This window comes from Proteiniphilum acetatigenes DSM 18083, assembly GCF_000380985.1.
Lineage (GTDB): Bacteria > Bacteroidota > Bacteroidia > Bacteroidales > Dysgonomonadaceae > Proteiniphilum > Proteiniphilum acetatigenes.
On sequence record NZ_KB905693.1, the window covers coordinates 69552 to 92127 of the forward strand.

The window sequence follows — 22576 nt, forward strand, 5'->3', positions numbered from 1 at the left end:
ATACTTTTTCTTAAAACTTTTGTATCTTTATCGTCGCTTTCTAAATCGAAAGCTACAAAGATAAATCATTACGATTTATTAAGCAAGGAAAACATATCTTTTTGATTTATTTTTATGTTAAATATTGCGAAAATACGAAAAGAATGGTTCATAAGGCAAATAGAAGGTCTAAAAGAGAGGGGCATTCCATACAATGAAATAGCTAATTCTTTAGGTGTTAAACCTCAATATCTAAACCTGATAAAGAACTCGGAAAGGGGAGCCTCAGAAAAATTGACGCTTAAACTCTGCGAAACATTCAATATAAATCATAATGATTTATTAGATCATATCCGATCCTATAAAAAACAGAATCCGGAAGGATCTTCAGCAAATGAACCGACCACGGAAATATCGCCTCAAAAAAAAATCCCACTGCAAGATAATACTACCGGGGGTAGCAGAGGTATTACCACAAAGTGGTCCCACAACAGGGGAGATGGATGGATTGATACCGGAGAATTGTTTCCGGAAGCCACATCAGCCATCCGTCACTATGGTGACAGCATGTCCGAATATCCATCCGGTTCTATCCTCATACTCAAAACCGTAATCGATTTAGGGCTTATTGTATGGGGACGAAACTATTATGTGGAGACAAAAGAAATTGCAGTTACAAAACGATTGCAGGATGGAGGTAAAGACCATATCATCGGCTACAGTTCGAACCTGAAAACATACCCGGACGGACGGCTTATCCATGAACCCGTGAAAATCCCCAAGAAAGATATTCGCCACATCCACATTGTTCTGGGATGTGTCACCAGGGAGTTTGGCGAAGGTGTGATTCCAACCGTTACTCCGGCTATTTAAAAAAATTTCATTCAATTATCTCACTCACTATGGTATAGACTAACGTAAGCTACGAGTGAAAATGAATGTTGTATCGATAAAAAATTTGTCATTCCCCTTGAATAATCGTACTTTTGAACTATTTCGTCAAGCGAGCGAGTGCAAAATGAATTTATTTATTCCGCCGAGCGTAGAATTGAAAATCGAGGAGCGAAAGCGACTCAATTAATCGTCGAGGAGCGAAAGCGACTCAATTAACCGTCGAGGAGTGAGGAGCAAGCGACTCAAATAGTCTAATGTAATTGAAATAGTTTAATCCCGGTATATGTCAATCATCACCATTACAAGTTGCCCTGTTTGCGGCAGTAACGATTTGAAAAAAACTTTTGACGGTGTCGATTACTTCTCAAGCGGAGAGGTATTTCCCGTCTGTGATTGTGCCCATTGTGGGTTTCGCTTCACGAATAATTTTCCTTCGGAAGATGCTATCGGGATATATTATGACTCACCGGACTATATCTCCCATTCCGATTCAGACAAAGGGCTGATCAACCGGTTATACCACCACTTCCGGAAAAAGATGCTGAGAAAAAAAGTCGGCCTGGTAGCAGCTCATGCGACCAAGTCCCCCATCCGGTTACTGGATTTTGGCTGCGGCACGGGTTATTTCCTACAGGCGGCAAAGGAACGGGGATGGGTTGTTTCGGGTATCGAGAAAGATAAAAAAACCCGGGAAAGCGCAACTCTCCGTTCCGGCCTGTCGGTAAACGACGAGAATTTTTTCTGGGAGATAGAGAGTTCCTCATTCAATGTCGTAACGCTGTGGCATGTACTGGAACATCTGGAAAAGCTAAATGAAACTATCGACAAAATAAAGGAGATCACCACCCCGGAAGGAATTATCGTACTTGCACTCCCTAACTGCCACTCTTACGATGCTGAATTTTACAAAGAGCTGTGGGCTGCCTACGATATTCCACGGCATCTCTGGCATTTCTCCCTCGGCACCGTCGATAAACTACTTACCAAACACCATCTGAAAATAGTAAAGAGGGTACGTATGCCTTTGGATGCCTTTTATATCTCCCTGCTAAGTGAAAAATACAGAGGGAGTAACCGATTAACACGATACGCCAGGGCATTCGGAGTGGGTACAATGGGGTTTATACGCTCCTTATCTAATCCGGAGCAAGCAAGTTCTATCATTTATATTGCGAAAAAAAACGGGAGATAAACAGAAATCAGGTGAATAATAGCGAAAAAACTTGCCCCTCCTGACGGAAAATATTATTTTTGAAATAGATAACATTTACACGGTCAATTATTCCAACCGACCCCATTTACAAAGAGATTATCATGGGAAAAAGAAAGAAACCGATCCAATTCGACGACAAGCGCCTCTTCTATTCTATTCAGGAGGTAGCTGACCATTTTGCGGTCAATGTGTCTCTTTTACGTTTCTGGGAAAAGGAGTTCGAGAATATCAATCCAAAAAAAACGGCCGGAGGCACGCGCCAGTACACCCGGGAAGATATACAACAGGTGGAGATCGTGTATCATCTGGTAAAAGAGAAAGGGATGACGTTGGAAGGCGCCCGTCAGACACTGAAATCCAAAAAAGATGAGGAGGAGAAACGAGTGGAAATTCTTTCCAGGCTTACAGAAATAAAAAAAGAACTGCTATCGCTGGAGAGAGAATTCGACCGGCTCCATGAACAGCAGAAATACGCCAGAACAAAGACAGAATAACAATGAATTTTTGATTTGGGATTTGGAAATTATCTACATCCGACATCCCAATTCCGACATCCCAAATCTATTTTCTAAAATGTGCTTCGCTCGATAAAGGATAGAAAATTCACTTTTAGTTTTTAGATCAAAATAAGTATGAGAAAATATTTTTTACTACCGATTTTACTCTTTTCTGTTCTTATTTTCGCTCAGAACGAACCGCCTGTAAAGGTTGGAGCTGAACGAACCGATGTTTATTTTCCCTTGTTGACAGGAAAACGGGTCGCCGTGATGACCAACCAGACAGGAATAGCCGGAGATGAACATTTAGTGGATATGCTGGTAAGGCATCAGTTCAATGTAGTAGGAATTTTTTCTCCTGAGCATGGCTTTCGCGGTACAGCAGACGCCGGGGAACATGTAGCCAGTTCAATTGACGAGAAAACAGGTATTCCTATCTGGTCACTTTACGGCAGTGGAAGCGGTAAACCCTCACCGGACAAGATGAAACAGTTCGATGTACTGCTGTTCGACCTGCAGGATGTAGGACTTCGTTTCTATACCTATTACGCCAGCATGGCCCGTCTGATGGATACCTGTGCTGAACACGAAAAAAAGATGATCATACTGGACCGACCCAACCCAAACGGATTTTATGTAGATGGTCCGATTCTGGATATGAAACATAAATCGGGTGTAGGCTGGTTGCCTATTCCTGTAGTACATGGCATGACCCTTGGCGAGTTGGCACTGATGATCAATGGGGAAAAATGGCTTCCCGGAGGCCGGGTATGTGATGTGGTAATCGTTACATGCGAAAATTATACCCATCAGACTCGTTATGAACTCCCCATCGCCCCCTCACCCAACCTCCCCAACATACACTCGATATATCTCTACCCTTCCACTTGCCTTTTCGAAGGAACGGTAATGAGTCTGGGGCGCGGTACATCATTCCCTTTTGAGGTATATGGACATCCGCAGTATAAAGGATCTGACTTTTCATTTACTCCCCGGAGTGTACCCGGTGCCAAGAATCCGCCATTGCTCAATAAAAAATGTTACGGTGTGGATCTGCGGAATATTTCTAATGAATTGATCTGGGAAAACAGATTCGATCTCTCTTATGTGATCGACGCCTACAATAACCTGAGTATGGGAGAGAAATTCTTTACCTCTTTCTTCGAAAAACTGGTCGGAGTGGATTATATCCGCAAAGATATCATTGCCGGAAAATCAGCCGGAGAGATCAGGCAAAAATGGGCTTCAGATGTGGATACTTTCAAACAGCAGCGAAAACCCTACCTTCTCTACCCGGAATAATCCGGAATGCTAGATGTAGGAATTGGGATGTGGAATATCGGTGAATTACCGGAAACCGGTAGAAGAAAGGACTTAGCGCGTAAACCTCACATCGTTATAATCTGAGGTTTTGTCGAAAACGGCCCGGGCAAACGGACATAATGGTAAAATCTTTATACCGCGTCCTCTTGCAAATTCCACTGCTTCGGCTACCAGTTGCTTTCCCAAACCCTGTCCTTCATACCGGAGATTTACTTCCGTATGGTCTATGATAAAAACATTGTCGTTCATCCAGACATACGTCATTTCCGCGGCGCGGTGTCCTTCATCCCTGATGAAAAATGCGCCTTTTTCTCCATTGTCTTTATGTTTCAATTCCATTTTCTTCCCCCTTATTATAGAAATAACTTAAAGCTCCCGACGGGCATTTTTCCACCTGTCCGACAATCTGTTCCGTAGATGCCCCGTAAGGATCGATCCAGGGACGCACTTTAGGGTTAAATACTCCGGGGAGCCCTTTCCAACAAAACGTGGCATGCTGACACAGGTCTGGTTTCCAGACAACGGTTACCTCACCATTGGAATATTTTTTGATAATATTTTCCATGTTTCTGCTAAATCAGGTTGTTAATAATCAATGTATTTCTCAAATGCAAATATAGAGAATTTCTTTTTGCTCCAATCAAAATATACAGCCAGATTGTAAATTGGCTTATTGCTCATCGATCAGTCATACAATATGGTATATATTAAGACCGGAGGTATATCTGTAAGAAAGGGAAAACAGACACGACGGCTCCTGGAGAGTTCAACATAAACAAAACCACAAGAACGGTTTGAGTTATTTTTTGTATTTTTGCATGTCATTGCGTCATTTTGACGGCGTGATCCCGGGAAAAACAGGTTCCGGGAACAAAACATCATCACAAAACAGGATAAAACCGCATGAGCGAAACAAGATGATCGCCGGTTACATGCGGTTTTCATGTGACTAATTCAATTATGTTCGTATGGAGATTGCAAGCAAATACAACCCCGCAGAGGTAGAAGAGAAGTGGTACAGATACTGGATGAACAATAAGTTTTTCCACTCCGAGCCGGATGACCGTGAACCATTCACCATAGTCATTCCACCACCTAACGTCACCGGCGTACTGCATATGGGACATATGCTCAACAACACGATCCAGGATGTGCTGGTACGCAGGGCACGGATGCAGGGAAAGAATGCCTGCTGGGTGCCCGGCACAGACCATGCCTCCATCGCTACCGAAGCAAAGGTGGTGAACAGGCTGGCTGCACAGGGTATTAAAAAGAGCGATCTTACCAGGGATGAGTTCCTCAAGCATGCATGGGACTGGACACACGAGCATGGAGGGATCATCCTGGAACAGTTGAAGAAACTGGGCGCTTCATGTGACTGGGACAGGACAGCTTTCACCATGGATGAGACCCGTTCGGAGAGTGTGCTGAAAGTATTTTGCGACCTGCACGACAAAGGGCTGATCTACCGCGGAGTACGGATGGTCAACTGGGATCCTAAAGCTCTTACTGCACTTTCGGACGAAGAGGTGATCCACAGGGAAGTGAACGGTAAACTCTATTATCTACGATATAAAATTGAGGGTGATCCCGACGGAGGATACGCAGTGGTCGCCACTACCCGCCCCGAAACTATCATGGGTGATACAGCCATGTGTATCCATCCCGATGATCCCAAAAACATTCATCTGAAAGGAAAAAAAGTGATTGTTCCTTTAGTCAGCCGGGCTATTCCTGTAATTGAAGATGATTATGTGGATATCGAATTCGGTACCGGTTGCCTGAAAGTGACCCCGGCACACGATGTGAACGATTATATGCTGGGAGAAAAATACAACCTACCCTCTATCGATATATTCAATCAGGACGGCACGCTCAACGAGAACGGTGACCGGTACGTAGGGATGGATCGTTTCGAGGTACGCAAGCTGATCGAAAAAGATCTGGAAGAGGCTGGGTTATTGGAAAAGGTGGAACCTTACACTAACAAAGTGGGCTTTTCGGAACGTACCGATGTCCCCATCGAGCCGAAGCTCTCGATGCAGTGGTTCCTGAAAATGGACGACCTGGCACGTCCCGCTATCAAAGCGGTAGAAGATGGCACTATCCGTTTTTATCCCGAAAAATATAAGAACACCTACCGCCACTGGATGGAAAACATCAAGGACTGGTGTATCAGTCGACAGTTGTGGTGGGGACACCGGATACCGGCTTACTTCCTGCCCCAGGGAGGATACGTGGTGGCTATGAGCCGGGAGGAGGCATTCGAAAAAGCATTGGCAAAAGTGGATTATCCGCTGACTATCGACGATCTGAAGCAGGACGAGGATGTGCTTGATACCTGGTTCTCCTCCTGGTTATGGCCTATCTCGGTATTCGACGGAATCAACCACCCGGATAACAAAGAGATTGCCTACTACTATCCCACGAGTGACCTGGTGACCGCTCCCGAAATCATTTTCTTCTGGGTGGCCCGCATGATCATGGCCGGGTATGAGTACCGTAACGAACCTTGCTTCCGGAATGTATACTTCACGGGGATCGTACGCGACAAACTGGGTCGCAAGATGTCCAAATCACTTGGTAACTCACCCGACCCTATCGAACTGATGGAGAAGTACGGGGCTGACGGCGTACGTATGGGTATGCTGCTCACTTCACCTGCCGGGAACGACCTGCCTTTCGATGAATCGGTCTGCGAACAGGGACGCAATTTCAACAACAAGATATGGAATGCTTTTCGCCTTATTAAAGGATGGGAAGTCGATGAGAACATACCCCGGCCGGAGACGGCAATAATCGCAGAGATCTGGTTCCTGAATAAACTCTCCGAAACTATCACCGAGTTAGACGACCTCTTCTCCAAATACCGTCTCTCCGAAGCCCTCATGCTGCTTTACAAACTTTTCTGGGATGAATTCTCCTCATGGTACCTTGAAATAATCAAACCTCCCTACCAACAGCCTATTGACGCGGAGACATACAAGGTAACCCTTTATTATTTCGATGCGCTGATGCGCCTGCTGCACCCCTTTATGCCGTTTATCACTGAAGAACTGTGGCAGGCTTTGCAGGACAGGGAACCCGGCAACAGCATCATGATCACCCTTCAACCGGAACAAGGTCTGATCGACAACGTGCTGCTGGCCGATTTCGAAACAATGAAAGAGGTCGTTGCCGGAGTACGTACTATCCGTCTGGAGAAGAGTATTCCCATTAAGGATGAACTGGAGTTGCAGGTGACCGGTAAGCATAACCACAGTTACAACAGCGTGATCTCCAAGATGTGCCGTCTCTCCTCGGTCTCATTGGTTTCCGAAAAGCAGCCGGGTGCGCCGGGCTTCCTGGTGGGCACCACAGAATACAGTATCCCTTTGGCCGACAAAATAGATGTGGAGGCCGAATTACGAAAACTGAAAGCGGAGCTCGCCTATACCGAAGGTTTTTTACAGTCGGTATTAAAAAAACTGGGTAACGAACGGTTTGTGCAGAATGCCAAACCGGAGATCGTAGAAGGCGAGCGCAAGAAACAGGCCGATGCAGAAAGTAAAATCGCTCTGCTGAAAGAGAATATTGCGATATTGGAGAAATAAATACAGGACAGCAGTTTGTATATTATATCCAGGATACCGGGCTCTGTCCGGTATTCCCTAAAACTCTCAAACACGGCTGAATAATGAGTGATACCTTAACACATATTCTGCCTTATATTACTTCCCGTCTGGAAGAAAGGGTAGTAAACGTCAAGTCGGTTTCCGGCGGGGATATCTCTTCGGCATACCGCGTGGATACCGCAACGGGACAATACTTCCTGAAAGTGAACAACGCTCCTTTTGCCCTGGAAATGTTCTACTCGGAACAGGAGGGATTACAAGCCATTGAAGAATCCAAAACTATCGCTGTTCCCCGTGTGCATTTTGTCGACTCCATTGACGGGCAAGCCTTTCTCCTGATGGATCTTGTGGAAAGCAAACGCCCGGCTTCCTCCGATTATCAACGCCTGGGTAGTCAATTGGCCGGATTACACCAATGTTCACAAGCAGACTTTGGATTTTCTTCCGATAATTTTATCGGCAGTCTGCCCCAGCAAAATCATCCTCATACCAACTGGGCTGAATTCTATTGGTTCGAGCGTATTCTCCCTCAACTTCAACTGGCACTCAGGAACAGATTGATACAACCACAAATAATACCGGAAGAAGGGAAAGCCATTAGCCTATTTCGGGAGATCTTCGGCAATATAAAGCCTGCATTGCTGCATGGCGACCTCTGGGGTGGCAATTACCTGATCGCAACCGATGGGACCCCTTACCTGATTGACCCTGCTGTCTATTACGGCCACTCTGTGGTCGATATTGCCATGAGTCGCCTCTTCGGCGGTTTCGGATCGGAGTTTTACGATGCCTATCACGAAATCATCCCCCAATCGGTTTATTACGATATCCAAATCGATCTGTATCAACTCTATTACCTGCTGGTACACCTCAACCTCTTCGGCAGTGGGTACTACTCTTCCGTCTCATCCATCCTGAAAAGATATTTTTGAGATAAACGGATAAACCAACGTTAACATTCAGGGAAGCAACATCTGTAAAGCTAAATATCTACTAATCTATATATTTTTTGCAACTTTGTAGGATTATGGTAAAAAAAATATGCATCTTATTCACCTTTTACCGGTATTATATCTGGGTATCTCTTCTTGTCAATCTGATTTGTACTTTTTTCTTATGGAAAAACGGGATTGGCATGTATCCAATGCTATTCTGGTTCAAGATATTTACAATGGGAGTATCATTCTATCTTATAAATGATTACAGGAAGCAGATATACTTTTATTTCCACAATTTTGGCCTTTCTAAAAAAGTACTCTGGATATTCTCTCTCCTGTTTGACCTGCTACTGTTCTTCGCTATGATGATTTTGGCCTATAATCTTCGATAAATAATTTTCGTTCCTATATCCTGATGTAAAACATAATTAAGAGATGAAACATGCATTGGAAATAAGTAGTGTCCGGTTGCTATTTGGAGAAAGACTTATTCTTTCGGACGTTTACCTGAAAATTGAAACCGGAAATATAGTGGGGCTACTCGGACAGAATGGATGTGGAAAATCTTGTCTGATGCGCGGCGTTTACGGGACGCTCACCTGCGAGAAATCCATCAGCATTGACGATATCTATTTTTTCGATATTTACAAACAGCCCCATTTAATGCGCTATCTTCCTCAACACTATTTTATCCCAAAATGGCTCTCCTTAAAACGGATTTTTCACGATTTCCGTGTTGATTATACTGCATTCGCTCAACTCTTTCCCGAATTCCAGGATCGCGAAAAAGCGAAGATAAAAGATCTCTCAGGCGGGATGCACCGTCTGGTGGAATTATATGTCATTTTAAAATCCGATACTCAATTTATATTACTTGATGAACCTTTTACTCATATCAGCCCCGTATATAATGATATAATAGAAAATATCATCCTTTCAGAAGCAGGCAATAAAGGTTTTTTAGTAACGGACCACATGTATCGTCGTATCCGGAAAATTTGCGATCCGGTCTATCTACTCTCAAACGGGAAAACACATTTGGTAAAAGAGGAGGAAGATTTAAGGGAATTAAGGTACGTTCCTTAGTGACATCCTCGATTTCGTTTGCGTTACAATATACACACCCACAAATATCAACAGGGAGGCAATGCCTTTTACCCACCCGAATGTTCCTATCCCGATAACAACGGACACAATTGTCCCAACAACTGGTTGCATGTAATTATACATGCTTACGATTGTTGCATGAAGCGTCTTTTGCCCCACCATAATCAGCACATAGGCGAAGAATGTTCCGAAGAAAACAACATACCCGACTTCCAACCAGACATCGACAGGGAAAGACATAGATATCATTTCCGATAAATCATGAAATGAGAAAGGAATGAAGCATAGAGAAGCATAGGTAAACATCCATTTCATCAACGTAAAAACATGATACCGGGAGATCAATCCTTTAAAAAATGTCAGATAACAGGCAAAACTAATCTGAGCAAACAAGCACAACATATCGCCCCAGATATTGCCGGAAATGCCGATATCATTGTAATTACTTAAAATAAGAATCAACGCACCCACGGCGCCTATAATCACACCAAAAATTTTCATCGGAATCACTGGCTCCTTTAAAAACAGGATCCCCAGTATCAACGTAGCAATCGGTAAGGATGTAGTGATTATCGTCGCATCTATCGGCGAGGTAAGCGATAATCCAAAGATAAACATTCCTTGATTGAAGACAATACCCAGTAATGCGGCAAAAAACAATAACAGAAGATCTCGCTTGGAGACTTTTTCTTTGGGGGCAAAAAATGAAGCAATCCAGAAACAAAGTGCAGCGCCCATCATGCGCATCGAAGTCAATGACAGACTTGTAATACCTGCGTTCATCGCCATTTTGCCGACCGGCGACATAAGCCCCCACATACTTGCGGCTGCAAACAATGCAATATGGGCTTTGACTATTTTACTATTCATATTTCTTTTGAAACAAAATTAATATAAAAAAAGACCTGAAGCGTCTTTTCCCATAGACTGTTTCATTTCGTATCCCTAAACACCTTTGGCGTTACTAATAACACCTGTAAAAGCGTATCAAAAAATTTGTGAGCTACATGAGCACAAAACATTAAAATCACACAGCAACACGCAAGTTTTGTTTATGCCAATGAAGCTGATTTATTAAATGTTATTCTTTTCGGAATAACAGCAAAAGAATGACGTGGTAACAATCCTGATAAAAACGGAAATATCAGAAACTTTCTGTACATTAATCCGCTAAGCTGCCGAACTGTTGTCCGCAATATTCGGCAAAAATAAATACTGAAATATTCCGTACAAAAATCTGTTTGTGCGGATTTTTTACGTACATTTGTGTTGAGTTAAAAATTAGATGTTATGAATACAAAGGCAAAAACGCAAGCACGATTTGATGCGAGACTTTCAAAAGAGCAAAAAGATTTTTTTGAAAGAGCCGCACTTTTGGGTGGGTATAGGAGCTTGACCGATTTTGTTGTTTTAACAGTGCAAGAAAAAGCAAAAGAAATCATAAAAGAAAAAGAACAAATAATCGCTTCTGAAAAAGACAGCGAGATTTTCTTTAATGCGATAACAAAAGTGAATAAACCAAACCAAAATTTGGTGAGTGCATTAGATGATTACAATGCTTTTATATCAAAAGGAAAATAACAATGATAGAACTGTTAGGGAAAAAGCATAATAAATCGGATTTCGACTGCGGAAAAGAACTTTTAAACAGTTATATTCAAAATCAGGCAGGACAGGACGTTAAACGGAAACTTTCTGCCTGTTTTATTTTGACAGATGATACCAACGAAATTCAAGGATATTATACGTTATCAAACAACAGTATTCCATTGAACAGCTTTCCCGAAAATATCCGGAAAAAATTACCAAAATCATACACTTCTATTCCAGCAACGCTTCTCGGAAGATTAGCCATTGACATAAAATATCAAGGAAAAGGCATTGGGAAAATTCTACTCATAGACGCGTTGAAGAGGAGTTATGAAATTTCAAAAGAAATCGGCTCTTTCGCGGTTGTGGTCGATCCGATTGATGAAGATGCCGAAAAGTTTTATGAAAAATATGGTTTTATAAAACTGCCCGATAGCGGGAAAATGTTAATTGCAACTAAAACGCTGAAAGAATTATTTGAATGAACAGATTATTACCGGGTATAAGCAGTCATTGTATTGCGACTGTGCGGATCCTGAATAATTGAAAAGAAATCATTTCTGATAAATCATGAAATGAAAAAGGAATGAAGCATATGGAAGCATACGTAAACATCCACTTCATCAGGGTGAAAACATGATAGCGCGATATCAACCCTTTAAAAATTGTCAGATAGCAGGCAAAACTAATCTGGACGAATAAGCACAAAACATCACCCCAGATATTTCCGGAAATTCCGGAATTATTGTAGTTACTTAAAATAAGAATCAGTGCGCCAATTAGCTCCTATCATAACACCGAGGATCTTCATTGGTATCATCAAAAACAGGACTCCCAATATCAACGTGATGATCGGTAAGGATGTAGTAATTATCGTCGCATCTATCGGTGATGTAAGGGATCTTTTTCCCCTTTTCCCTATTATAGCAAATGCATTCAATTTGTCGACAATTAAGTGGTTATAACTGTTTTACATATTTCCAGTAAATGTGCAGCGTAACTGTGACGTAATCCGATCGTCTTCGTAATAATTCGAAATAGACAACAAATATTATCTCTCAATAATCTGTCTTACATATAAATATCATTTATTTTAATTCTTGTTATAATAAGTATTTTTTTAATACTATTGCGTATATTTGTGCGTTGGAGGCAAGCGGACTACGCCGACAAAGACCTAAGACGACAGAGTGGCGGCAAGATAATAACCTAAAAATCAATGATTATGGCACATTACAATAATTTAAACAGCCTAATGGAGACTAAAAGCCATTTCAAAAGCAGGGTAATTTTTATCATTTTATTATGCATCACATTTTTTGTTAGTTGTCAAAAAGAGAATTACCCAATGGAAGAAATAACGGGTAAATGGCAATTAGTGAAAGGGCGTGATATGACAGGTGGCGTTTATTCTGTAAATGTCGAAAACCAACAAATAGAAGAATATACGAAAGACAATCTGAGAATACTTTATGATTATCTTGAAAATGAAATTGCCAGATGTAATTTTCGGGTAACAAAATCAGTCATCACAATTTATGGAGAGAATATTGATGGAACCCAATGGGATAACAGGTATGAATATTGGTTCTCAAATGACACACTGAAAATTCGTCACAGCGGTGGTTTTGAATTCTATGATGAATTTTTTATTCGCATCAAATAAAACAATGGAAAACACCCTACAAAAGCTACTTATTACGACATGTTCGACAAATTACAGATTGACTCGGCTTGACGAACTTGTATCAACTAACAAAGAGCCTTCCTGCAACAACAGTTTGGCGGCATGCCTGCTGCAGCCGGTCTCCTGACACATCCTACGGATATGTCGGCACGACCGCCAAGTTATACCCCGTTAGGCACAAGCGGTAGACGGCACGCAGGGTTATTCCGGCAGACTTTGAATTGGCTTAATTTGACAGTTTTGTGCTTCGATTAGCAGTACAATAGGGATATAAACTAAATTTTTATTTTTAATGTCCAGAAACAAATTTAATTTGAGGAATGTGGTTACGATGATAATCTGCCTCGCAGGAATGACTTTTTTTTCGGGTTGCGATTCCCCCAAAAACAAATTGGTGAAAATATCGTTTGAAGGCAAAAAATACGATAATTTGTATCTGTCAGCAGACACAGGAGACAGTGAAAGATTGAAAATCGATGGAACTTCAACAGACGGTCATAATTGGACTTTTGTAATTCCTGATTCAATTTCCGAGATTACCAGATATTATGCGATTAGACATAAAAATGATAGTCTCATAAATGAAAATGAAAGCAACGTACATATGATTGATTTTCGGACAATTATAGAAAACGATACTTTAAGAGGTGGTTATTTTAATTTTGACGAAAATAAAAATTCAATTGAGTTAAAAGGTAAATTCGACACTACTGCATTGTTTGAAAACACATTTTATGTAGCAGAATTAGATTCTACTTTTGTAATTCAAACGATTGTAACGGATTATTTCTTGATGGAATTGCCTGAAAATAGATATTTAAGAGAATTTATGCAAACCCCAATGTTTAGTTTTTTCTATGACAGAAAAAATCCCAACAAACCTTACGAGGAATTTTTAGTAGAATATGCAGATAAAATAAAGAAAAATCCTAACTCTCTTTATTACATTTCATTTTTTTCCACTACACCAAATTTCTACAAATCAAAAGAAGATTATAGGAATCTTTTTAATCTTTTTTCGTCGGAAATGCAAAATTCCAGATGGGGAACAATGGCAAAAATGAATTTTGCAACTGTTAAATTAGATGGAATCAATGATATTCTTCTGCCAAATCCTTTGACAAAAGAAACCGAAAAAATTATTTTAGAGCCTACAAAATACACCTTGCTTTGTTTTTCTGCCTCGTGGTGTGGTCCTTGCCACAAAAAAATACCATTGATGAAAGAAATTTATGAAAAGACAAAAGAAAATTTGAATTTGGTTTATCTTACCACAGACGAAAGTACCACCATTGATGATTGGAATACATTAATGGAAAAAGAAAATATTAAATGGCGGAGTTTGTGGCTCACAGACAAGAAACTGAAAAGCGATTGGCAAATTTCTGCAATACCTGATTTTATTTTGGTTTACCCTGACAGAAACGCAAAAAAGATATTGTTAAATGAGGAAAAAGACATTCAAGAGTTATATTCATTGTTGAATAAATGAAAAATCAAAATCAGTCGACCTTGAACCGTATTGATAACGATATACCATTTTCATCGACTACGGTAAGGGTATGTTCACCCGGATCGGGAGAGAGCTCCATTTGGTGAATATTGGATGTTTCTCCCAGATAATCTGTACCGAGATGCCAGAAAACACGCGTGGAGGTATTCCGGTGCGCCAGCTCGAAAACGGCTTTCCCCCGTGAACCATCCAATTGTTTGGTTATCCTGAGTATCGCTCCCGGATAGGGATAGATAAACTGCATCACCGCGTCGGAGATATTTCCGGAAGCACATTCGGGAGAGAAAGGGGGGAGTGAACGGTAACCCGGATGCTGCTGTTTGTAGTACCATTCCCACGACGGCGGCAATTGGAACCATGAAACGGACCGGATACCCCTGTCACCCGCACATTGTTCATATACCCGGTACTGTCCGTCTTCAGACAGGTGGATTCGCCTGTGATAACTGCAGACCGCTCCCTGCAACCCTTTTGCAGGAACAAGCAGGGTGTCGATGGAGTTTTCGGGACAATACATCCCCTTCAACTGGCCGCTCTCACGGCATACAGCCACTTCGGCCAGTTCTCCGTAAGGCGTTTCGAACCACCTGGTAGCAGGTAAAATATTAAACAGGTCGAACATCACCTGCGCCGACGTTCGTGCGCCTGTAAGCCCCGGACGACCTTCTCCACTTGCATTGCCCGTCCATACGGCGACAAGGTATTTGGGTGTAACGCCGACCGCCCAGGCATCCCGGAATCCGTAACTGGTACCTGTTTTCCATGCTACCCTCCGGAGAGATGGTACAAAATCCCAGTTCAACTCTTCCGGCCGATTCACATTGGTCAGCGCCTGTAACGTAAGCCATGCGGCACCGGCATTGAATAAAGGTGACTCATCCTGATTACGTTCTCCGAATTGATAATCATCACGCAACAGCCTGAAATTCTCCCACTCATAGTATGTCCCGTCACGGTTATAATCCGTCACGGTATGTGCCATCCGGGCATAGGCGTTGGCAATATCCCATAACGTACCCTCCGTACCGCCCAAGATCAGGGAGAGGCCATAATGGTCGGCAGGCCGGTTGAGGGTGGTCAGTCCCGATTTCTTCAAGAGATCGTAGAATTTCGGTACGCCGTACTTCCTTAATGAAACCACTGAAGGGACATTCAACGAACGCGCCAGTGCCTCATCCGCATGTACCGCACCGTCGTACCCCAGACTGAAATTCTTAGGTGCAAATCCGTTTATATTGATGGGAACATCGGGAAGCAGTTCTGTGGGCAGCAGTACACCCTCCTGCAACATGGCGCAATAGAGAAACGGTTTCAATATGCTACCCGTACTTCGGGGCGATTGAATAATATCTACCTGGCTGCCATAGGCATTGGTTCTGAATCCCACGTTACCGTTATAAGAAAGTATTTCATTCGTTTCCAGGTCGACAATCAACGCGGCAAGGTTAAAGATACCGTTTTGCGAAAATTCGGTATTCCAACGATCCAGTATCTCCTCAGCACGCATTTGCAGGTGTTTATCGACCGTGGATTGGATATGGTTTCCGGGATTTCGTAAAAAGGCCTGCGTCACCAAATGAGGTGCGATCTGCGGCAGAGGATGCGGGTGATCGGGTAATGGTTCTGACACGGCCAGTTCATAATCTGTCTGGTCAATGGTATTGTCATCGAGCAATTGACGCAAGAGACGGTTTCGCTTCTTCAACAATCCTTCCCGGTCACGACCAAAGTGCATCATCGCGGGTGAATTGGGTAATACGGCCAGCACAGCCGCCTCTCCCCATGACAGCGACTCTGCGCTATGTCCGAAATATCGCCACGACGCAGCATCAATACCCACCACATTTCCACCCATCGGCGCATGCGAAGCATACAACGCCAGAATCTTCTTTTTTGAGTATGATAATTCAAGCCGGGTAGCGAGGATGATCTCGATGAATTTTTCGAAATAGGTCCGTTTATTCCGGCGCATCAGCCGGACGGTCTGCATGGTGATGGTGCTTCCGCCACTCACTACCCTACCCGCTTCCACGTTCTGTATCATCGCCCTGCCAAGCGCTAAAGGGTTTACGCCCGGATGATAACGAAAATGCCTGTCTTCAAACTGGATAAGGCAGATTTCATATTTACCAGGTACACTGTCTGCCGGCGGAAACCGCCATTGGCCGTCGGAAGCAATGCGTGCCCCCAATAATTCGCCGTTCCGGTCCGACACCAGCGTACTGTATGGCGAAGGGAACAAGGTACCAGGCAGGGAAAATAAGTACCAGACCAACAGGAAAGCAAGTACCAACAGGGCAATTTTTTTCCGTAAATGCAACACGTAAAACCACTGTAGTAGTCTACTCATGCATAGGGATATCCACTCTCCTGTTTTCTTTACAACACCTTTTAGCTTCTCACCCATCTCCCCTCACCCATCTTTTTTCGACGGAATGTATGCAACTAAAGCGAAGACCTTTAGATATTTTACGGGGCACCCATAGCTCGCAATGAGCGTTAAAAAGAGTAGTTGTCTGAGCGAAGCGAGTTCTACTCTTTTAGCGCATGCGAGCTAATATGGGTCGCAAAGCATCTTCAGTCGCAAGATTTAGTTGCAATCATACGATTTATTTCATTATTCCACAACCTTTACCCACATTCCCTTGTTTCTGGCTTCCTCCTGCGGTGCATACATTGCCTGGCACGATACCGGCGGCAGATAATAATTACCCCGGTATGCTGCCTGCAAACGCACGCGGAATGTTTTCGTTTGTCCTGCACCAAGGTTGAAATAGGTCAGTACACGGTCGTCCCGAATATCGCGGTAGTTATATCCTCCGTCGGGAGCGGACGCATCCGCTTCGAGCATCCGCTCATTGAAAATCTCCCAACCTGACGCGAATACCTGTGTCAGCGCCAGATCGGTAAAGGCCTGTTCGGCGCTGTTCTGGACGGTTACCACTGCCGTAAATTCCGTTCCCTGCGGGAGTGATTCCACGTTCAGCGGGTTGCCGTTCAGATCGACATACCTTACTGACATCCTAAACCGCCCTTGTGTCAGTTCCTGGTCCGTACCGACCTGTGGAATTGTCCTGGCCGAAAGGCGTGCATAGAGCTTACCTTCTCCCTTATTGGTAAGATTTACCAAAAGACTCTTGTCCGGCTTTATGTCTACCTGATAAATCGCTTTCGGCGTATTCACATTCTCCATATTTTTGCTATTCAATGTCCAGTCGACATCGATATTTCCCGAACCGACTTGCCCGGCAAGTTTCGCCATTGCCACCAGTCCGAATGCGGCGGTTTGGGTAGTGACATAACCGGACGACAATGATTGTGCCACTGACGGTGCCAGTAACATCGCTTTTTCCACATTATCGAGCAACAGGTATGTTTCCAGTATCATCGCCCTGTCCCGCGCCGATGTTCCATAGGTATCGTTATTGAAATTATAGTCTTCCACCTCATCCGGCAGGTTAAAGACAAGCGAATTAGCGACATCCTTTCTTCCTGCCAGGGCATAAGCAGCAGCCAACCGCCAGCGTGCCTGCAGCGACAAACCGGACAGTTCCCGCATTCGGTTCATGGCTCCGAGTTCCGTACTTCCGTTCAGCGCCAGGGTGTAGAGGCGATACGCCTGTTGCAATTCGATCATCGAAACGGAGTAATAAGTCCAGTTAGGATTAGTAGGCAGCCAGTTCTGGGCAAGTCTCCTCTGGAACTGTGTCCATCGGGACAACACGGTTTCCGGCACCTCATACCCTTTGTTTTTCGCCTCAACCAGAAAATGCCCCGCGTAGGTGGTCGCCCATTCCGATGAGTAATTATCTCCATACCAGTACATAAAACCGCCATCGGCCAATTGCCGGGATGAAAGCATCCGGATCACCTCATTCACTTTCGCAGTTATCTGCTTCTTTTCATCTTCTTTCAATACCGTGAATTCCTCAATATAGAGCAACGGGAAAGCCTGCGAAGTGATCTGTTCGGTACATCCGTGCGGGTACTCGAGCAGGTAATTCATATTCTGACTGAAGTTCACACTCGGCAGACGCGAGAGTTCGAGGGTAGCCCAATCATCAGGCTCCACACTCTCGGTCTGAATATCAAGCGTTACCGATTCACCCGGTTCGATGAGCTTTGCCTGTGTGAGTACTATAGGCGGATTCGGATTACGGACTGCGATATCGATGGTCTCCGTGAATGACATACCGTTACCCGTGGCTTTAATTTCCACTTGTTCTGCTCCGTTTTCCTTACCGGATGCAAGTCTGAAGAAAACGATTTTGTCGCCCGGCTTGTCAAACGACAAACTCTTGGTTGTCCCATCGGTTGGTTTGAGCAATCCTTTTGTCTGAATGGTAACCTGTATATTTTTCACGCTATTCCCCATAGCAAAAACATTGACCGGAAGCCATACTTCTTCGTCCGGTCCCAAGATGCGCGGAAGCGTGGAAAGTGTCATCAGGTCATTTTTCACTGCGACGGTTTTCTCGGCGTTGCCATAGGCACCGTCTCCACCGGCCACTACCATCACACGTACCGACCCGATATACTGCGGAAGCCGGATCGTATGCGATTTTATCTCACCACCTTTCAACTCGAACGGTCCGATGAACTTCACAACAGGTTTGAAGCGGTTCACGTTGTCGCGTGATGGGTTCAACGCTTCATCACCGCCAATACTCAGCAACGGCCCCATCATACCGGTGTTTGCTCCCAATACGCGGTCGAACAGGTCCCACGTGCGTACGCCAAGGGCTTCACGGGCATAAAACTCGCTCCACGCATTGGGCGTCTTGAATGCAGTCAGATCGAGTAACCCTTCATCCACAATAGCAAGCGTATAGGTCATCGGTTTTTTTGTTTTTTCCGATACCGAGATGGTGAACTCTTTTTCAGGTTGAAGTGTATCCGGCATCCGGATAACCGGTTCGAGAGTACTGTTCCTGTTCTCCACACCCACATTCACCACACCATACATCCGGATAGGCAGGTCGTTCACGGTCTGCGCGTGCGGTTGCAGCATGGTAGCGAATACATAGAAGTTGGGTGCCATATTCTCAGTAACCTCTATCACATATTTGGTATCTTCCTCACCGGAAGTTTTCACCCATTCCCGATGAAGGATTCCCGATCCGTTTTCGATGCTGATGAGCACGCGGCCTTCCGAACTTTTCGGGATGATAACCGTTGCCTTCTCACCGGTTTCATACGACGGTTTGTCGGTGGAGAATGCCAGCATGGTCAGCCCTTCCGGGTCGCTCTTGGCCGAGCGTCCACGCCACAACGGCCAATCGACATAAAAGACCGTTCCGGTAGCATGCTTGCCCTCTTTATCTTTCACCAGAAGGAGGTAGCGTCCCCAATCGGGATAATTCACCTGAAAATCGATTTTACCCTTTCCGTTGGTGAGTGTTACTTCTCCGTTTGTCACAATGTTGGCGGCAGTATTGTTCACATAAGACCCCAGATCTTCCTGCGTACTGTTCCACCACCAGCTCCAGCTGAGCTTATAAACGGTGTATTCCACATTTCCCGAAACGGACTTGCCGTAAGCATCTACCGCAACCACATCGAACGGGATCGGGCTGTCGGTCTCCAGGAACTCGCCGGGGCGCAAGGCAGGTGCTTTTACCCCTACATAGGTTTTATAAGGCGAATAAAAGACCGTCTGGGCATAAAAACTCATATCCCCCCCGGTTTCGTACACACGTGAAAGAATATTCCCGCGCAACATCCCCGGTGCATTTTCAGCCACAGGCACTTTGGCATTGACTCCCGCCACACCGGAAGCATTGAGTACCCCCTCGAATATTTTCGTCTTACTTGTTTCGAATTTTACTATCGGATTATTGAATGAATAGCCGACATATCCTTTGAACGGGTTATCAGATACATAGAGCGTCAGGTCTACATCTGCTTTCAGGTTCGAAGCAGGTGCGCCGTGCAGCCATTGCGATGTAAGCGTACCCGAGATAACGCCATTTGACGCATCAATAATGGAGTCGGTATCCAAACGCACCCTTAACCGGTTAGGTTTGATGGTTTCTATGCGAAGCGACTTATGGAAGGTAGTACCGCCCACTTTTACCTGTCCCTGCCAGACACCGGTCTCTGCCGCCGGATCTGTAGGCACGGTGAAAGTGTAGAACCCGTTCAGACCGTCGCTCTTCACTTGCCTTTGGTAAAATTGCCCCCGGGGCGTATAGACCTCAAGGGTCACGGGGTGTCCTTCCGGTAGTTTTTTCTCTCTGTCTTCAAGGATAAAAGATACGAAAATGGTATCACCGGGACGCCACACGCCGCGCTCGGTATAAACATATCCTTTCAATCCTTTTTGTATCTCTTTTCCGCTTACATCGAACCGGCTGAGTGATAACGACGCCTGATCCGCCACTTCCAGATAGCCGATATCATCACCTTTGGCTGCCGTTACGACAAACGGACGACCTTTCTTATAGTCGATCTCTACGAATCCATTGTGGTCGGTCTCGCCCGAACCCATGACCTGCATCTGATAGTTGTATATAGTCACTTCGGCTCCGGAGAGAGGATCGGTGGAGAGTATATCAGTTACAACCACACTCATGATATGCCCCTGCCCTGCTTTGGCAATGATACCCACGTTCGACGCCATGACCATTGTTTGGATCCTGCGCTCCTGAAGCATATAATAGGTCGGCTTACAAGGATCATCCCGTTCTTCCCATTTATATCCGCTCCAGTCGATCGGCTCATAATAATAAGGGTATGGTTCATCCCACACCGCTTCATCCTCTTCGGATAGCTGGTCATCGGAAAAACGTTTCATGATCGCTTCATCGGGAGATTGCGGCCTTATCCCTTCGCAGGGATAGAGCGAATAATCGGATCGCATGGAGAGCTGTACCATATAGAGAGCACCGGGATCTTTCTCAATCATTTGGGAAAGATCGATGGTGAAATTGTTCCATTTTGAAAGATCCAATTGTTTATCCCTGTCCAGACGGATGCGTTTCTTCATCACCAACCGTCCGAAACGACGCAACTCACTACCCGACTGGTTGTTGTTCAGTGAAGAGGACTGCAGGTAATAAAGGAGATTGTTACGGTATATTTTCACCACCTGCACATCTACCGCCCAAAGGTTTACAGCGCTGAACGGCAATAATAGCTGTTCTGCATCGGGCAGGATATTTCCACTCTTTTCGAATTTTATCTGCGGTTTATCATCGTCCACTTGCAATTGATAAAGATAACTCTTGTCAAGGGTCAGTCCGGAGTTATTCTGGATACCCTGATGGATTTGCAGGTTCATTTGACCTTTCGGCAGGGTTTCGGGATATATCCTGATCACATTCTTGTCGATACGGTAAGTGAAATTCTTCACACCGGAGGGTATAATCAATCCTTCCAGATCCTGCGTCTGTGAAACCGGATCACTGAAAGTCAGCCGGATATGAGGATCGGAGGCCTGCACCATACGCACATCCGTCACTTCAAGATGTTCCTTTGAAAACGCGGGAATATCGATCGTATGTTCGAGTTTCTTTTTTGAATTAATTGCTTTCCCGTCAATGATCAGTATATATTGTCCGGGTTTATCGTTCCGCTGCAGGCTGTCTATCAAAACGCGAAACGATGAGACGCCGGCAGGCATTACACGGACTTTCGGATGTCGTGTCCCTTTCACATTGAACATTTTGGCTACATCGTCCGCCGAAACGGGATTGGACAGATTCATCGTCACCTCCACCGTGTTCCAGGTCAGATCGGAAACGCTCATCGGTGAAAATGGAAGTATATCGGCAGTAAAACTCTGTTCATTCACACGGATAGAGAAGTTGAATTGCCGGAATTTTTCCTCCACATCCAGCACTTTTCCCAAATGGAAAGTGATGTTGTATTCCTTGCCCGGTTCCAACCCGCCCGCATCGGGCATAAAGCGGATGGTGTTCCCATTCACCCAGAAGGTCTGTCCTTTCAATGAGGGGGAGAATGAAAACAGTTTCTCTTTTACCTCCGCATTCAATTCCACGGCAGGGATTTCCTGCACAAGTTCTATCTGGATAAATGCATCGGAAGAGACGTTTCCATAGGTAAATGCCGAGATATAGCGGGCAAATTCGGGGTCAATCCCCTTGGTGCTTTTTGTGGTACATCCGGCTGACCATAAAAGAATAGCCGTAAATAAAGCAGAAAAAAAAGGGAGAGATGTTCGTTTCATATGATTAAAATTTAAATACAAAAGCCTAAA

16 protein-coding genes and 1 pseudogene are annotated in these 22576 nt (G+C 44.3%); 11 read left to right on the forward strand and 6 right to left on the reverse strand.

The genetic code is table 11. The annotated features are described in order from the left end of the window. Positions 1–114: 114 nt before the first annotated feature. From F597_RS0102410 to F597_RS0102425, 4 genes are all read left to right on the forward strand, one after another. The gene (locus F597_RS0102410) at positions 115–852 is read left to right on the forward strand and encodes a helix-turn-helix domain-containing protein (protein ID WP_019538113.1); all 738 of its coding nucleotides are present in this window, start codon (positions 115–117) and stop codon (positions 850–852) included. Positions 853–1204: 352 nt separating this feature from the next. After that, a complete protein-coding gene (locus F597_RS0102415; protein WP_157278916.1) occupies positions 1205–2065 on the forward strand; it encodes a class I SAM-dependent methyltransferase in 861 nt (286 codons plus the stop codon). A gap of 122 nt (positions 2066–2187) precedes the next feature. After that, a complete protein-coding gene (locus tag F597_RS0102420) occupies positions 2188–2580 on the forward strand; it encodes a MerR family transcriptional regulator (RefSeq protein ID WP_019538115.1) in 393 nt (130 codons plus the stop codon). Positions 2581–2718: 138 nt separating this feature from the next. Continuing rightward, the gene (locus F597_RS0102425; RefSeq protein ID WP_019538116.1) at positions 2719–3885 is read left to right on the forward strand and encodes an exo-beta-N-acetylmuramidase NamZ family protein; all 1167 of its coding nucleotides are present in this window, start codon (positions 2719–2721) and stop codon (positions 3883–3885) included. A 72-nt stretch (positions 3886–3957) separates the two neighbouring features. On the opposite strand, the gene F597_RS0102430 is transcribed toward F597_RS0102425, so the two are convergent. Together F597_RS0102430 and F597_RS0102435 are read right to left on the reverse strand one after the other, a co-directional pair. Continuing rightward, a complete protein-coding gene (locus F597_RS0102430) occupies positions 3958–4245 on the reverse strand; it encodes a GNAT family N-acetyltransferase (protein ID WP_019538117.1) in 288 nt (95 codons plus the stop codon). After that, complete coding sequence (locus F597_RS0102435; RefSeq protein WP_019538118.1) at positions 4229–4471, reverse strand: (4Fe-4S)-binding protein; 243 nt, start codon at positions 4469–4471, stop codon at positions 4229–4231. Before F597_RS0102435 ends, F597_RS0102430 begins: the two co-directional genes overlap by 17 nt. A 403-nt stretch (positions 4472–4874) precedes the next feature. Here F597_RS0102435 and F597_RS0102440 point away from each other — a divergent pair, with 403 nt between their 5' ends. From F597_RS0102440 to F597_RS0102455, 3 genes are all read left to right on the forward strand, one after another. Next, positions 4875–7499, forward strand: coding sequence for a valine--tRNA ligase (locus F597_RS0102440; RefSeq protein WP_019538119.1), 2625 nt, complete (start codon positions 4875–4877; stop codon positions 7497–7499). A gap of 83 nt (positions 7500–7582) precedes the next feature. Next, positions 7583–8452, forward strand: coding sequence for a fructosamine kinase family protein (locus F597_RS0102445; RefSeq protein WP_019538120.1), 870 nt, complete (start codon positions 7583–7585; stop codon positions 8450–8452). 441 nt (positions 8453–8893) lie between these two features. Continuing rightward, on the forward strand, positions 8894–9544 hold the full coding sequence (locus F597_RS0102455; protein WP_019538122.1) for an ATP-binding cassette domain-containing protein: 651 nt from the start codon (positions 8894–8896) through the stop codon (positions 9542–9544). Here F597_RS0102455 and F597_RS0102460 read toward each other — a convergent pair. Next, entirely contained in the window at positions 9527–10435 is a 909-nt protein-coding gene (locus tag F597_RS0102460) for a DMT family transporter (RefSeq protein ID WP_019538123.1), read from the reverse strand. The genes F597_RS0102455 and F597_RS0102460 overlap by 18 nt on opposite strands. A 420-nt stretch (positions 10436–10855) precedes the next feature. Between F597_RS0102460 and F597_RS0102465 the strand changes: the two genes are divergently transcribed. Further along, complete coding sequence (locus F597_RS0102465) at positions 10856–11146, forward strand: type II toxin-antitoxin system TacA family antitoxin (protein WP_019538124.1); 291 nt, start codon at positions 10856–10858, stop codon at positions 11144–11146. A gap of 2 nt (positions 11147–11148) precedes the next feature. After that, a complete protein-coding gene (locus F597_RS0102470) occupies positions 11149–11640 on the forward strand; it encodes a GNAT family N-acetyltransferase (RefSeq protein ID WP_019538125.1) in 492 nt (163 codons plus the stop codon). Between the two features lie 76 nt (positions 11641–11716). On the opposite strand, the pseudogene F597_RS23020 reads toward F597_RS0102470, so the two are convergent. Next, positions 11717–12056: pseudogene (locus tag F597_RS23020) on the reverse strand (DMT family transporter); the annotation flags it as partial. A gap of 447 nt (positions 12057–12503) precedes the next feature. Here F597_RS23020 and F597_RS0102480 point away from each other — a divergent pair. After that, positions 12504–12821 (forward strand): hypothetical protein, encoded by a 318-nt coding sequence (locus tag F597_RS0102480; RefSeq protein WP_019538127.1) that lies wholly within the window; start codon positions 12504–12506, stop codon positions 12819–12821. 415 nt (positions 12822–13236) lie between these two features. After that, positions 13237–14334, forward strand: coding sequence for a TlpA family protein disulfide reductase (locus F597_RS0102485; protein ID WP_245541987.1), 1098 nt, complete (start codon positions 13237–13239; stop codon positions 14332–14334). Between the two features lie 10 nt (positions 14335–14344). Here F597_RS0102485 and pbpC read toward each other — a convergent pair whose 3' ends face one another. Together pbpC and F597_RS0102495 are read right to left on the reverse strand one after the other, a co-directional pair. Continuing rightward, a complete protein-coding gene (gene pbpC, locus F597_RS0102490) occupies positions 14345–16705 on the reverse strand; it encodes a penicillin-binding protein 1C (protein WP_044060013.1) in 2361 nt (786 codons plus the stop codon). 267 nt (positions 16706–16972) lie between these two features. Then, complete coding sequence (locus F597_RS0102495) at positions 16973–22546, reverse strand: alpha-2-macroglobulin family protein (protein ID WP_019538130.1); 5574 nt, start codon at positions 22544–22546, stop codon at positions 16973–16975. Between the last annotated feature and the right edge of the window lie 30 nt (positions 22547–22576).

Excerpts from the sequence above, each read along its gene's own strand:
- F597_RS0102410 (WP_019538113.1), top strand. The coding sequence starts at position 115 with ATGTTAAATATTGCGAAAATACGAAAAGAATGGTTCATAAGGCAAATA.
- F597_RS0102420 (WP_019538115.1), top strand. The coding sequence starts at position 2,188 with ATGGGAAAAAGAAAGAAACCGATCCAATTCGACGACAAGCGCCTCTTC.
- F597_RS0102425 (WP_019538116.1), top strand. The coding sequence starts at position 2,719 with ATGAGAAAATATTTTTTACTACCGATTTTACTCTTTTCTGTTCTTATT.
- F597_RS0102430 (WP_019538117.1), bottom strand. The coding sequence starts at position 4,245 with ATGGAATTGAAACATAAAGACAATGGAGAAAAAGGCGCATTTTTCATC.
- F597_RS0102435 (WP_019538118.1), bottom strand. The coding sequence starts at position 4,471 with ATGGAAAATATTATCAAAAAATATTCCAATGGTGAGGTAACCGTTGTC.
- F597_RS0102440 (WP_019538119.1), top strand. The coding sequence starts at position 4,875 with ATGGAGATTGCAAGCAAATACAACCCCGCAGAGGTAGAAGAGAAGTGG.
- F597_RS0102445 (WP_019538120.1), top strand. The coding sequence starts at position 7,583 with ATGAGTGATACCTTAACACATATTCTGCCTTATATTACTTCCCGTCTG.
- F597_RS0102455 (WP_019538122.1), top strand. The coding sequence starts at position 8,894 with ATGAAACATGCATTGGAAATAAGTAGTGTCCGGTTGCTATTTGGAGAA.
- F597_RS0102460 (WP_019538123.1), bottom strand. The coding sequence starts at position 10,435 with ATGAATAGTAAAATAGTCAAAGCCCATATTGCATTGTTTGCAGCCGCA.
- F597_RS0102465 (WP_019538124.1), top strand. The coding sequence starts at position 10,856 with ATGAATACAAAGGCAAAAACGCAAGCACGATTTGATGCGAGACTTTCA.
- F597_RS0102470 (WP_019538125.1), top strand. The coding sequence starts at position 11,149 with ATGATAGAACTGTTAGGGAAAAAGCATAATAAATCGGATTTCGACTGC.
- F597_RS0102480 (WP_019538127.1), top strand. The coding sequence starts at position 12,504 with ATGGAAGAAATAACGGGTAAATGGCAATTAGTGAAAGGGCGTGATATG.
- pbpC (WP_044060013.1), bottom strand. The coding sequence starts at position 16,705 with ATGAGTAGACTACTACAGTGGTTTTACGTGTTGCATTTACGGAAAAAA.
- F597_RS0102495 (WP_019538130.1), bottom strand. The coding sequence starts at position 22,546 with ATGAAACGAACATCTCTCCCTTTTTTTTCTGCTTTATTTACGGCTATT.